The sequence below is a fragment of the Candidatus Sulfurimonas baltica genome (assembly GCF_015265455.1).
GTDB classification, from domain to species: domain Bacteria; phylum Campylobacterota; class Campylobacteria; order Campylobacterales; family Sulfurimonadaceae; genus Sulfurimonas; species Sulfurimonas baltica.
In genome coordinates, this window is sequence record NZ_CP054492.1 from 1,381,393 (window position 1) to 1,394,198 (window position 12,806).

Sequence of the window (12,806 nt, forward strand, 5' to 3'; positions counted from 1 at the left end):
ATTGTCGCGATTTTATCTATTTATTGGTTAAAGAGCGCTTTTAAAATCTTTTTTTGCTATCTCAACGGCTCCATCAAAATTTAAAATTTTACCGCCATACAATTTTGCAAACGCACTGGCATCTTCATAGTTTGAAAATGCATATTTACTCTCTACGCTCATAGTCCCTTTTTGTCTGCTGCCAACTACGTAAAAAGCTTTTGTCACATCTATAAATTTCAAACTTTTCGCATCAACAACCTGAATATTTTCAAGAGGAAGTTTATTTACATGTAGGTCATCAACAAGACAGTAAAGAGAGCAGTATTGTCTAGCCTCACCGTTTAGTGTGGCTGCATGATTTGTTTTATAAAATATAACCAAATCCATGCCGCATAAAATTCCATCTCTCTTGTTCTCTCCAGACTGAAGAAGTGTTGCATCAATTAAGGAGACTGATTGAAACCTTTTAGTGTTTGGAGCATGATGCGAAAACTTTTTAGCACCATAGGTTTTAAAGGCATAAACTTTATAGACATTAAGCCACAGATAAAAAATAATTAGACTAGAAGCGGCTACAAACGCTACTATTTTGGCAATTTTTGAAGCACTGAAAAAGTTTATTCTCTTTGCCATAATTATAAATGCCCAAACAACGGCAATGTAATTAAAAATAGCAAATATTCTAAGCCAGCTATCTCCTCTTGCAGCGATTGGTTCTACTCTGTTTTGAGTAAGATTAAAACCTTGAATAAATCCATTTGCTATATCGCTGTAGTGGTGTAAAAAGAAAAATTCGTAAGTGTGTGAGAGTCCCCCTATTATAAACAGAGGTGCAAAAGCATAACCTAGAGTATAAAACACTCTTTTGAAATCTTCTTTCAAAACTTTTGCCGCAATGTACATTCCCAAGTATACTAAAGAGATTGTTATAAGCATTGCAAAAAACAGTGCACTGATTCCTACATAATCAACTCCACTAATAGCTATTTTATCTTCTAAAAAAAGACCGAGTTTCGACCATATAAATTCATCAGATATTGCAACACGTCCAAGTGCGTGGTGAAAACTCATGGCAATGGAAATTGCCGCTGTTATCAGAATGAAAGCCCAAACTTCAGCTTTTTGTATCTTAAAGTTTTTAAAAAGCGACTCAGATGGCTTTGTAAATTTTAAACTTACTGCCTCACATGCACTACTGCAATCCATACACAAAGTACAGTCCGTCATGCTTGAGCGTTTATCAAAGGTAAATGGTTTGAGGTTGTATGAACATGCATCTGCACACTCAAATGTTGTACAAGTCTTACAAGAATTTTCATAAGTACCGAGCGTTACAAAAGAAATTTTTCCAAAACCTCTCATCAAAGTCCCTATAGGACATATTGATTTGCAGTAGCTCATATCTTTATATATATAAAAAAACACAACTGAGATAACCGTTAAAACAATAAAAAAGATTGATGAAGCTATTGGAGTTTTATAGGCCTCAGGATATATATAATAAACCACCCAAAAACCCACTATAAGAAGCAAAAGACCGACAAAAGGGTTAGAGAGTACTTTAGGCATCTTTTTTTTAAGGCCGAAGTTAGTTATATATTTTCCCATAAAGCCATGTGGACAGATACCGCAAAAAATTCTGCCAAAAGTCGAGAGTGTAACAACTACAAACAGTGGCCAGAACAATGACCAAAAAACTGCAGTTGTAAAGATGTTTTCCTCTTTTACATGATGGATAAGTCCAAAGTATATAGCATATATAAATAACTCCAGAAGTATTAATCTAAGACCCATTATAAACAATTGATTTTTAAATAAAAACCTTAAAACAGGAATATTAAATATGTCACTCTTATCTCTTATTTGTTTTTCAACCATAATAATTCCTAAAATAGATAGCTATAAGTAAGCATTGAACTCATTGGAGCTCCGGCCTTGTATGATTCATTGCCGTATACATTTTTTAAAGCTTCCATTGCATAATACTTATTTGTCATATTTTTAATATTCAACTGTATATTATGCGATTTATATCCATAACCCACCATTAAATTAGTAACAAATTTAAACCCTTCATATTTTTTTGTATTTGCATTGTCCATATAGTAGCTGCCCCAACTTTTTGCGGTCACTCGTGTTTTAAAGCCGTTTGACATGTTAAATGCGGCAAAAAGCGAATACTGGTTTTTTGGAATATACGGCAGATAGTTTGAATCTCTAGAGACTAATCCAGCACCGACTTTTTCATTGAATTTTTTAAATTTAAAATCACTAAAAGCATAGCTGCCACCAATGTTCATATTCTGAGATAATTTATATACACCGTTAAACTCCAAACCTCTTTTTTGAGTCTTTCCGGCGTTGTCATATATAGAGTTGCCGTTAGAATCTAAAATCTGAATAATCTCGTCATCTACATCATTTTGATAAACAGCCAAATCATATGAGATATTTTTGGCTCTTGTTTTAATACCAACTTCATAGTTTAAACTTGTTGATTTTTCCAAAGATTCATTCTCGCCTAATTCACTTGTAGTAGGAGCTTGATTGGCCGTTGCTATAGATACATACATGTTTGTAGTCTCAGTTAGCTTATAAGTCGCCCCAACTCTTGATGATAGAAGCGTATATGACTTATCGGTTGTATAAAGACCAACTCCTGTTATATAGTTTTTTGAGCTGTAATCATAAGCAGTAATCTCATTGCCACTTATGTCAAAACTTAGTTTATCAACTCTTGTGCTAAAATCACATGTCAAGCCGTTAAGAGGTGAAAATGTCTCCATTATGTAAGCCCCATAAAGTGTAGTTGTACTATCCTCAGTTTGTGCCAAATCGCCTTTTACATCAGATAGTGTCTCACTTATATATGGAGTAAATGGCCATCCAGACGCAGGTAGAGTTACGTAATGTGCATATTTATACTTTCTGGAATCTTTGGTTATATCTGCTTTAAGAGTTACCCCAGCCACCAAAGAGGCTTTATCTCCAAATAAATTATGATTATAATCAAACTCTAAATCGGTTCCATATACACTGTTGTTGTCGCTCTCGTTTATTATTCCTGTTACCGGATGAAAGTGATCCCATGTATTAAAATAAAACCTTGGTTTGTAAGTTGTATCCCCTACCTCTTTTTCATACCTGACATTAAGGGCTAATATTTTTGAATCTCTTGAGCTATTTTGAAATTGTGCGCTTGTGTCGTGCTGTTCACCCGTACTCTCAAAAGTTGCGAACTCGCTGGCCGTCATTGATGTTGGTATATTCATATTTGATTGAGTATAAGAGAGCTCTGTTTCTATTGATGAATCATCTTCGAATAAATGACCATACTTTAAACTAAATTGAGTGGCATCAAATTCATTATTATCTCTCCACTCATTATCTATCTTCCTCTTACTAAAAGTTACTGAAGTAAAATCGTTTTCACCAAGAGCACCTCTGAGTTTTAGATTAAGATTTCTTTGCCCATCATCACCGAAACCAAGTTTTATTCTGTTGTAATCTTCCTCAAATACAGACTTTGTTATAAGTTGAATTACGCCACCTGTTGCATTGGCAGCATTTATAGAGCCTGGCCCTTTTTGCACCTCTATACTGGCTACATCTTGCATGTCTATAAAATCAAATCTGGTAAATGAGTCTGGGTCAGTTAGAGGCACTCCATCTTTCATAACCATAACTTCCCTTACACCATATCTAGCTTTAAGCCCTGCTCCTCTGATTATAAGTCTCGGACTGGGAGAGTTTGTGGATGACTCTGCATTTACACCCGGTATATTTTCTATGGCCTCTTGTATATTTAGTATGTTTTTATCCCCAATAGTTTTCTCATCAACAACTGAAATTGATTGCGACACCTCTTTTGTCCCTTTAAAGATTTTGGTTGCTGTTACACTAATGGCATCTAAGCTGACATCTTGAGCATTAAGTGACGAGAGTGCCAATAGTGTTATAAGTGAATATCTATATTTCATAATTTTCCTAAGCTAAAAGTTTTTAAGATTTGAACTTTAACTTAAGATTGTTACTTATCTGTTAAGTGCAATTGCATTAAAAATAAAAAATATTGATTAATTAAAAATTTCTTAAATAAGATAAATATACTCTTCTTTATGTCAATCTAAAAGTTTTAATAGTTACAATGTCATATAAATTAAAAATACAAGGAATTTAAAATGCCAAAGATAAATAAGTATGTAGATATTGACACCGTAGAGCGTGAAGCTAAAAAAGACCTGATTGACCGTCACTCTCCGTTTATTCACTGTGAAGATACAGCCAAAGCTGGTGAGATGTTTTCAATAACCGTAAAAATGGGTAACGAGTATACTCATCCTGATGATTTTGATCACTATATTGCCAACATGTCACTTTTTAACGGTGAGACGCTTCTTGCTCGTGCTGACTTTACACCTGGTGCTCTTGGAAATATAAAATCTCATGCACAAGTTACATTTAACATTATTCCAACTGGTAAAAAACTAAAACTTACTGCTCAAGCATACTGTACTAAACATGGTATTTGGGAATCAACTGAAACAGTAGTTGAAGTAACTGAATAACTATAAAATTTTCACCTTTTCAATAGGACTTTAAAGTCCTATTATACACACTTCTTTAGATAAAAATCAAAACTATTCATTATCATAATTTTATAGTATTTTTTTATGTTACACATGTGATATATATATGTTTTTTGGAACAATGATTGCTCCCTATATAATTAATATCTATATTAAAAGCCAAGAGCTTTTATGGTAAAAAAATTTGGAGATTATGTGGAACTAAACAATAACACAATAGAAAATAGCAATTTTACTATCACATCTCCTAATGAAATTTTTAATATTTTAAAAAAAATAGAAAAAATAGAAAAAAACAATATTATTATCCATATAATATCTTCTTCAGATAACACACAAATGCTTCAAAATTTAAAAAAAGAGATAAACGGTGTAGTTCCACAGGCAAAGATAGTTTTTCTCAAACACAATGAAAAATCTAAAATATGCTTGAATGTTTATACTTTAAAAGATGATGCAGAGAGTAAAGATTTCAGCAATGAGATATTCAATAAACTCTATAGAGACAATTCAAATAAAAGCGGCGAAATAATCAAATACAGGAACAAGCTTCTTAGCAGATATTTTACTGATCACTTAACAAATCTTCCAAATGTTTATCAGTTAAGAGGAGACTTAGAGGAGAATGAAAACTTCACATTGATTATTTTTAACATAGACAATTTTCAGACAATTAATAATTTTTATGGATACTTGATTGGAGATTATGTAATTGAAAATGTTGCCAAATATCTTCAAAGAAATATTCCAGAATATGATGTTTATAAACTATCTGGTGATGAGTTTGCGCTTGTCATAAACAAAAACATGTTTTTTTATGACTTAAAAGAGCACCTAAGTAACCTTTATGATCGTTTGAAAGACATTTCAGTTAAATATCAGGGTATTAATATATTTGTTAATGTCACCCTAGCCTCATCAGTCAACGGAGACAATACAAATATATTTTCCAAAGTCTCAATGGCACTCAGGCATGCTAAAGAGATTCGTGCCCATTTTTGGATATATGAAGATAAAATGGATTTTGAAAATAATTATGCAAAAAAACTTCAGTTATCGGATGTCGTAAGAGAGGCTGTTAGCAATTTTAGGATTGTTCCATATTATCAGGCTATTATAGATACCAAAACTTCTAAAATAATGAAATATGAGTGTCTGGCAAGACTCATAGATATAAATGGAAAAGTGTTGTCACCACTAGACTTTATACCTATAGCAAAAAAGATAAAAAACTACCATATAGTTACACAAACAATAATTGATAAATCATTCGCTACGTTTGAAATTCTTGATTTTGAATTTACAATAAATTTATCAATAGAAGATATTGTAAACAAAGAGATGTTTATATTTATCATGAATAAATTAAAAAATTCAAAAGTATCAAATAAAGTTACTTTTGAAATACTAGAATCAGATGCTATAGAGGATTTTAAGAAAGTTGAACGATTTATCTGTGAAGTAAAAAGATATGGTGCCAAGATTGCTATAGATGACTTTGGAAGCGGTTACTCTAACTTTGCATATTTGACTAAAATGAGTGCTGACTATATAAAAATAGACGGTTCTTTAGTTAAAGAGATTGACACAGACAGAAGTTCCCTTTTAGTTGTGGAAACTATAGTTGAGTTTGCAAAAAAACTTGGAATTAAGACTATTGCAGAGTATGTTCATTCTCGTGTTATTATGGATAGAGTTAAAGAACTAGGTGTTGATTACTCTCAGGGTTATTACATAGACGAACCATCTTTGATGGCTTAAGTACACTTTAGTAAATACTGAAGCTTTTACTCAGTTAACCAAAAACAAGCAAAAAATAGCTAAAATCTCATAACTAAAATTTTTAAGGATATTTTTGCTTAATCTTCCCAATGCCTTGGCATCACTTCGCATATTGATTGCGCCATTGATGTTTTGGATAATCTTAAACCCAGATTTTTTTACAGACTCCGGCTATGATATAACATGGAACTACTATACTGCTTCTCTTTTGTTTGTTCTAGCTAGTATTACAGACTTTTTTGATGGCTATATAGCAAGAGAATGGAATCAGATGACTATGCTTGGCGCTATATTGGACCCTCTTGCGGATAAGATGCTTACACTTGCTGCATTTTTAGGTCTCATGATGATTGGCGAGGCTTCTGCTTGGGCGATTTATATTATTATAGTTCGTGAGCTTTTCATTACCGGAATTCGAACTGTTGCGGTTAGCGAAGGATTAAGCGTTAAAGCTTCGTGGGCTGGAAAAATAAAAACAGTTATACAGATGATTGCCATTGGTTTTTTACTAATGCACTGGCCTTTTGCGACTGAGCTTTTATGGTTTGCGGTAGCTCTTACTCTATACTCAGGATTTGAATATCTTTATGGGTTTAAACAAGCAATTTTAAAAGGTAAAAATTAATGAGTTTTATTATCTCTCTTTTAGTCCTATCAGCACTTATATTTTTTCATGAGCTGGGTCACTATTTTGCAGCCCGTGCGATGGGTGTTTATGTTGAAGTTTTCAGTATTGGTTTTGGGAAAAAAATTGCCTCTTTTTACAAATGGGGTACCGAGTGGAGAATAGCACTTATACCACTTGGCGGATACGTAAGGATGAAGGGTCAAGATGACAGTGACCCTAGTAAAAAAAGTTACGACAACAACAGTTACAATGTAAAAACACCGATGCAAAAGATTTTTATACTTTTAGCCGGTCCTCTTGCAAACTTTGTTTTAGCATTTTTTCTTTATTTTATTATTGCTCTTGGTGGTCCTGGTATTTTATCTCCAGTAATTGGAAATGTTGTGAAAGATTCACCTGCTTTTATTGCAGGATTAGAGTCCAACGATACTGTAAAATCTATAAACGGCGTAGAGATTTTCACTTGGTCAGATATGGCTAAGCATATTGAAACTTCAACTGGTTCATTGGATATTGAGATTGTAAGAAATAATTTTATTGAACACAAAATTTTAACTCCAAAAATCACACAAACTACAAATATGTTCAATGAAATTATACAAAAAAAGATGATAGGAATCGCAAGTGCAGGAGTTTCTCATAAACTTGAACTAAGTGCAAGCGAGACACTATCCTATGCCACTGAGCAGACTATATATGCATCCACTATGATATTTACTGGTCTTAAAAAACTTATTGTTGGGGAAGTTCCGGCAAAAGAGCTGGGCGGAGTCATAAGTATAGTTAAAATCACATCAGACGCTGCTGCATACGGATGGATGAGTGTTTTGGCTTTTGCAGCGCTTATTTCCGTTAATCTTGGAGTTTTAAATCTTCTTCCGATTCCAGCACTTGACGGCGGACATATAATGTTTAATCTCTATGAATTTATCTTCAGAAGAGAAGCAAGTGAGGCTATAGTTATAAAACTCACTATCGCTGGATGGGCTATACTTTTCTCGCTTATGGGACTTGGAATATACAACGATATTAATAGACTAATGGGGTAAATATGAATCAAGAAGAGTATAAAATCTATATAGACAATGTTATAAGAAGAGTTGAATTTGCAAGAGTTAGAGTCAGCGCTCATCACATTGTAAAAATTGTAGCAATCAGTAAGTATTCAACAGCCAAAGAGATAGAAGAACTATATAACATAGGTCAAAGAGCTTATGGTGAGAATAAAGTTCAAGATTTAAAAGCTAAGAGTGAAGAGCTTAAAGAGCTTCCAATTGAGTGGCACTTTGTAGGCAATCTTCAAAAGAATAAAATAAATAATCTTTTAGATATTGACCCTACTTTGTTTCATGCACTTGACTCTTTAGAGTTGGCTTATGAATTGCAAAAAAAACTAAAAGCTAGAGAAATGACTCTTGATGCGCTGCTTCAAATAAACTCTGCAAAAGAAGAAAGCAAGCATGGCTTTATGCCCGAGATTGCAAAAGAGAGCTATGAAAAAATAGCTAATGAGTGTCCAAACATCAATCTAAAAGGTGTTATGAGCATAGGTGCACATAGTGATGACAAAGATGTAATTAAAAAAAGTTTTGAGATTACACATAAAATTTATAGTGAACTTAAAGGTGCAACCATTTGTTCTATGGGGATGAGCGGTGATTTTGAGTTAGCAATAGAGTGCGGGTCCAATATGGTTAGACTCGGCTCAGTTTTATTTCCTAAATAACTTCTTTAAAAATAATTATCTTACATATCCACTCTAAAATTTGCACTTTAGAGTGGCACTTGTTTAATAAATAATTCCCAAAGGGGAATTAAATTATTTTAAAACTTTTCTAGCGTTGATTGGCTGAATTGGTCTATTGTCATTACCGTGCATAACTTCTTTAAACTTAGCAACCTGCTCTTTGTTTACATGTGAGTAGTTTTGAAGAACAAGCCATCTAACACCCTCGCTACATGGTGGAGTAGTTAAAGAACCGTCAAATCTGTAGTAATCTTTGTTTTGTGGTAAAAAATCTCTTGCTTTTGCTGCACTAACTCCACAACTAGAAGTTTCTCCGGCTTGATCTGACATCTGATTCCAAACTTTTTTAATTAATTTATTCTCTTCACCATCTTCAAACATAAGTGCAACAACAGCCAATTCACCTTTTTCACTAACATGAACAAAATGAGCTTCTAAAGGAAAGTGTTTACCCTCAATTTGATTCTCGCTTGGTGTATGGAAATGAAACTGTTTTAAATCAAATTGAGTCCCATCAACCTCTATAGAGCTTCCAGGCTTAACATTAACCTGTATAGTATGTCCGTTGTTTATAACCTCTGCAGCCTCCGTAGTATATGAAAATTTAATCTTATCCAGCCCTTCTGCTGTAGTTACAATGACATCAGAGCTTATATTGACGGGAGACTGATTTCTGCCATCTTTACACATAAAATTTTTTGGATCTAAATTACCCCAATTCTCAGGACCTTCATGGCCTGTATAACCCCAATGGGTCCCATGTACACCTGCAAAAAGTGTAGTACTTAAAACAGCAGCCGTTAAACTGCTTGCCAAAGTTTTTGATAAATTCATTTCCTATCCTTATATTTAAATAGTAAAATTATAACTAAATTATCACACTAATAAAAGATTTAATTAAAAAACTTATGTTTATTTTTATATCTTACTGAATCGTTAAGGCGATTATCCACGCATTTTAGCTGGTACTCTACCATTTTTTCAAATGGATTTAAAAATGTCTTTAAATAGTCATTTTCTATGTTTTCATACTTCCAAAAGTTTAAAAGTTCTAAAAGACTCAAAGTTGATTCAATTGTAGATAGACAATAATCTGCCGGCTGCTCTTTTATCTTGAATTGTGAAAGTTTATTGTTCTCAAAACTAATATGATTTAGATTTTGCAAATTTTTTGATTCTCTTAACATCTTCAGTGAACATGCCCAAGTCGAATCTATAATAAATATAGCTATATCTTTTTGATTACTCGGCTTGTTGTCATGCAATTTTTCCCTGCTGATATTTATCGCATCTTTTGATGGGTAGAGTATATAACTGTTACATGTAGAGAGAATCTCATTGATTTTTTTATGATTGCTAAAGTCAATTCCAATAAAAAGTTCCGAATTTTCAAGCGACAGATGAGTTAAATGCCCGGTTCCATTCTTTACTTTTTTAAACTCTTTTGGATGCATCAAAATTATAAACTTTGTTTTTGTTTTAATACTGTTTACATAGCCACACATGCAGGAGCTTTTCGGTCTGTAACAATTGTAACATTTTTCTCTATCACCATAAAGTGTTTGCATTTTCAACCTATATTAAATAATAGAAATTATACTAAAATTAGACATTTAAAAGGATGATCTTGAACAAAAACTTTGACCTTATCGTTGTTGGTGGCGGTGCAGCGGGGATAATGTCTGCAATAATATCTGCGCGAGATGGAAAAAGTGTTCTGCTTTTAGAAAAACTTCCTAAAATTGCTTCAAAACTAAAGGCTACCGGCGGTGGCAGATGCAACCTTACCAATACTCTTTCAAATGAGGAGTTTATGGCTAAGTTCGGTCGTGACGGCCGATTTATGCAAGATGCGCTTGGGGCATTTGACCACAAAGCCCTTATAGGTTTTTTCAAAGATATAGGAGTTGAGACACACGCTCCTGACGGTTTTAGAATTTTTCCAACTTCTCATAGCTCATCTACTATTATCTCTGCTCTTGAAGATGAGTTACGCACTCTACATGTAGAAGTTTTATGCTCACAAAAAGTACAAAAACTTCTACATGTAGAGGATAAAATTGTAGGTATTGAAACGCCATCTGACACTTTTTATGCGTCAAATGTCGTAGTAGCCACCGGAGGACTCGGCTACCCAACGCTTGGAGCTCAGGGTGACGGTTATGAGATGGCTCAAGAACTCGGACACAAAACAACAGAACTGTATCCAGCCATGATGCCTCTTAAGACAAAAGATGAATGGGTTAAAAATTGTCGTGCAGATACAATCGCTAAAGCTGAGCTTAGAGTTGATTTGAAAAAACACAACAAACTCAGGGCAACAGGAGATTTGATATTTACAAGTAACGGAATCAGGGGTCCGGTTGTTTTGGATTTTGCCAGAGAGATTACACCACTTTTATCAAAATATGGCGAACTTTCAATACTTGCTAATTTAACAAAAGGGATGAATGAAGAGCAGTTAAACCAGCACTTAAAAAAAGAAGTCGAGACGAATCCACATGCAGAAATTTTAAAACATATCTGCACCCTGCTCCCGGAGGCTCTCTCTTTGGCGTTACTTGACTTAGCCGGCATTGACCCAAAGAGTAAATATGGGAAAATTTCAGGCTCTTCAAAAGCAAAACTCATAAACATACTTGCCTGGACACCACTTACAATCAACGGGCATGATGGATTTAAAATGGCTATGATTACAAGAGGCGGAATAAATCTTAAAGAGATAAATCCAAGGACAATGCAGAGCAAGCTAATTGATGGTTTATACTTTTGCGGAGAGGTTATGAATCTAGATGGTCCATGTGGAGGCTACAACCTCCAATGGAGTTTTGCCAGCGGATATTTGGCTGGATTGTTAAAAAAATAATTATTTTGCTTTTTTAACAGCTTTTTTTGCAGCTTTTTTTGCTACTTTTTTAGTCGCAGGCTTTTTCTTTACAACAGCTTTTGTCACTTTCTTTGCCACATCTTTTGATGCTTTTGCTTTTTTAGTTACTTTTGCAACAACTTTTTTTACTGCTTTTTTCTTTAAAACTTTTGCCATTTTGGCTCCTTTTATTTTGGATTTATTACCAATAGTAATAAATTATAGAGATTATATTGTTTTTCAACAATAATGTCAACTATATTCTAACTAATAGTAATAAAATATAGTATTACACTGCTTTTTAAAATATATTTGCAAAACAAGCTATAATTGCACTAGTTAAACATATATAAAGGCTTTATTATGACATTTATAGATTTTAAAAAATTATTGCTTGATGCTGAAATAAGCTTGCCAAAATTTAGTAAACTTATTAAAGTAAGTGAGAAAAACATTCAGTCATATAAGACAAAAGGTAAAGTGCCCAATACGATAGCAGTAATTGTTACCTGCTTTTCAACAATGAATAAACAAGAAATAGATTACCGCTCTATAATAGAAGCTATAGGACTTGAAGCTAAAACAAAAAAAGGTGCCGGTTTTAAAAAAAGTGAAGAAGTTGATACTAAAGATAAAACATCATCTATTTAAAGTACCTGATAGAAGCAAAACCATAAGCTTTTGTCTGCCCAATCATACCTACATGTAGCGTTTTAACTATTCCACCCAATGCAAATACAGGAATAGAACACATCTCCAAAAGCTCTTTTAGCTCTTCTACCCCTTTTGGCTCACCTTTATCTGGAGATGTAAAAATTGGACTGAAAGTTACGGCATCAGCTCCCAACTCTTGAGCCAACAAAACTTCTTCAAAAGTATGAGTGCTTACAATAACTTCAAGGCCAAATTTTTTGGCATCAAAAATCTTGTCAAACTGCTTAGAAGTTAGATGAACACCAGTTGCATTTAGTTCTTTAGCCAAATCTGCATGTTGGTGAATAAAACTTTTCATAGTTTCAAACTTTCGGCAAACATCCATAAAAGAACTTGCTCCAAGATTGTAATTTTTATTTGACTTGTCTCTATAGAGTGCATAATTTGGTTTATGTTTTAAAAACTGATTGTATAAAGTATTTTTGAAAACATTTGGAGTGTCCATACAAAACTCCGCAGAAGTAATCAGATACTTTTGCATAGTGTTTTTCTTTTTTG

13 protein-coding genes are annotated in these 12,806 nt (G+C 33.5%); 7 read left to right on the forward strand and 6 right to left on the reverse strand.

The genetic code is table 11. From position 1 onward, the window contains the following. Positions 1-27: 27 nt before the first annotated feature. Together HUE88_RS06950 and HUE88_RS06955 are read right to left on the reverse strand one after the other, a co-directional pair. Positions 28-1,860: a nitrous oxide reductase accessory protein NosL gene (locus HUE88_RS06950; protein WP_194368006.1), complete on the reverse strand. Its 1,833-nt coding sequence runs from the start codon at positions 1,858-1,860 to the stop codon at positions 28-30. Between the two features lie 8 nt (positions 1,861-1,868). After that, entirely contained in the window at positions 1,869-3,962 is a 2,094-nt protein-coding gene (locus tag HUE88_RS06955) for a TonB-dependent receptor (protein ID WP_194368007.1), read from the reverse strand. A 201-nt stretch (positions 3,963-4,163) separates the two neighbouring features. Here HUE88_RS06955 and HUE88_RS06960 point away from each other — a divergent pair, with 201 nt between their 5' ends. The 5 genes from HUE88_RS06960 (at position 4,164) to HUE88_RS06980 (ending at position 8,707) form a co-directional block, all read left to right on the forward strand. Then, complete coding sequence (locus tag HUE88_RS06960; protein WP_194368008.1) at positions 4,164-4,550, forward strand: class II SORL domain-containing protein; 387 nt, start codon at positions 4,164-4,166, stop codon at positions 4,548-4,550. A 192-nt stretch (positions 4,551-4,742) separates the two neighbouring features. Then, positions 4,743-6,332, forward strand: a complete 1,590-nt coding sequence (locus HUE88_RS06965) for an EAL domain-containing protein (RefSeq protein ID WP_194368009.1) — start codon at positions 4,743-4,745, stop codon at positions 6,330-6,332. A gap of 94 nt (positions 6,333-6,426) precedes the next feature. Beyond that, positions 6,427-6,978: a CDP-diacylglycerol--glycerol-3-phosphate 3-phosphatidyltransferase gene (gene pgsA, locus HUE88_RS06970; protein WP_194368010.1), complete on the forward strand. Its 552-nt coding sequence runs from the start codon at positions 6,427-6,429 to the stop codon at positions 6,976-6,978. Further along, entirely contained in the window at positions 6,978-8,030 is a 1,053-nt protein-coding gene (gene rseP, locus HUE88_RS06975; protein WP_194368011.1) for an RIP metalloprotease RseP, read from the forward strand. Before pgsA ends, rseP begins: the two co-directional genes overlap by 1 nt. Positions 8,031-8,032: 2 nt before the next feature. Further along, the gene (locus HUE88_RS06980) at positions 8,033-8,707 is read left to right on the forward strand and encodes a YggS family pyridoxal phosphate-dependent enzyme (protein WP_194368012.1); all 675 of its coding nucleotides are present in this window, start codon (positions 8,033-8,035) and stop codon (positions 8,705-8,707) included. Between the two features lie 93 nt (positions 8,708-8,800). On the opposite strand, the gene HUE88_RS06985 is transcribed toward HUE88_RS06980, so the two are convergent. Then, positions 8,801-9,562 (reverse strand): carbonic anhydrase, encoded by a 762-nt coding sequence (locus HUE88_RS06985; RefSeq protein WP_194368013.1) that lies wholly within the window; start codon positions 9,560-9,562, stop codon positions 8,801-8,803. 59 nt (positions 9,563-9,621) lie between these two features. After that, on the reverse strand, positions 9,622-10,296 hold the full coding sequence (locus HUE88_RS06990) for a tRNA-uridine aminocarboxypropyltransferase (RefSeq protein WP_194368014.1): 675 nt from the start codon (positions 10,294-10,296) through the stop codon (positions 9,622-9,624). Positions 10,297-10,349: 53 nt separating this feature from the next. Between HUE88_RS06990 and HUE88_RS06995 the strand changes: the two genes are divergently transcribed. Next, positions 10,350-11,594 (forward strand): BaiN/RdsA family NAD(P)/FAD-dependent oxidoreductase, encoded by a 1,245-nt coding sequence (locus tag HUE88_RS06995; RefSeq protein WP_194368015.1) that lies wholly within the window; start codon positions 10,350-10,352, stop codon positions 11,592-11,594. On the opposite strand, the gene HUE88_RS07000 is transcribed toward HUE88_RS06995, so the two are convergent. Beyond that, positions 11,595-11,771, reverse strand: a complete 177-nt coding sequence (locus tag HUE88_RS07000; RefSeq protein ID WP_194368016.1) for a hypothetical protein — start codon at positions 11,769-11,771, stop codon at positions 11,595-11,597. Between the two features lie 186 nt (positions 11,772-11,957). Between HUE88_RS07000 and HUE88_RS07005 the strand changes: the two genes are divergently transcribed. After that, entirely contained in the window at positions 11,958-12,245 is a 288-nt protein-coding gene (locus HUE88_RS07005) for a hypothetical protein (protein WP_194368017.1), read from the forward strand. Here HUE88_RS07005 and HUE88_RS07010 read toward each other — a convergent pair. Continuing rightward, the gene (locus tag HUE88_RS07010) at positions 12,238-12,789 is read right to left on the reverse strand and encodes a thiamine phosphate synthase (RefSeq protein ID WP_194368018.1); all 552 of its coding nucleotides are present in this window, start codon (positions 12,787-12,789) and stop codon (positions 12,238-12,240) included. The two genes, HUE88_RS07005 and HUE88_RS07010, sit on opposite strands and share 8 nt — an antisense overlap. Positions 12,790-12,806 lie beyond the last annotated feature (17 nt).

Bases quoted from the DNA above. Each gene is read 5' to 3' on its own strand.
- rseP (WP_194368011.1), top strand. From the start codon at position 6,978: ATGAGTTTTATTATCTCTCTTTTAGTCCTATCAGCACTTATATTTTTT.
- HUE88_RS06990 (WP_194368014.1), bottom strand. From the start codon at position 10,296: ATGCAAACACTTTATGGTGATAGAGAAAAATGTTACAATTGTTACAGA.
- HUE88_RS06995 (WP_194368015.1), top strand. From the start codon at position 10,350: ATGATCTTGAACAAAAACTTTGACCTTATCGTTGTTGGTGGCGGTGCA.
- HUE88_RS06950 (WP_194368006.1), bottom strand. From the start codon at position 1,860: ATGGTTGAAAAACAAATAAGAGATAAGAGTGACATATTTAATATTCCT.
- HUE88_RS07000 (WP_194368016.1), bottom strand. From the start codon at position 11,771: ATGGCAAAAGTTTTAAAGAAAAAAGCAGTAAAAAAAGTTGTTGCAAAA.
- HUE88_RS07010 (WP_194368018.1), bottom strand. From the start codon at position 12,789: ATGCAAAAGTATCTGATTACTTCTGCGGAGTTTTGTATGGACACTCCA.
- HUE88_RS06955 (WP_194368007.1), bottom strand. From the start codon at position 3,962: ATGAAATATAGATATTCACTTATAACACTATTGGCACTCTCGTCACTT.
- HUE88_RS06985 (WP_194368013.1), bottom strand. From the start codon at position 9,562: ATGAATTTATCAAAAACTTTGGCAAGCAGTTTAACGGCTGCTGTTTTA.
- HUE88_RS06965 (WP_194368009.1), top strand. From the start codon at position 4,743: ATGGTAAAAAAATTTGGAGATTATGTGGAACTAAACAATAACACAATA.
- HUE88_RS07005 (WP_194368017.1), top strand. From the start codon at position 11,958: ATGACATTTATAGATTTTAAAAAATTATTGCTTGATGCTGAAATAAGC.
- HUE88_RS06980 (WP_194368012.1), top strand. From the start codon at position 8,033: ATGAATCAAGAAGAGTATAAAATCTATATAGACAATGTTATAAGAAGA.
- HUE88_RS06960 (WP_194368008.1), top strand. From the start codon at position 4,164: ATGCCAAAGATAAATAAGTATGTAGATATTGACACCGTAGAGCGTGAA.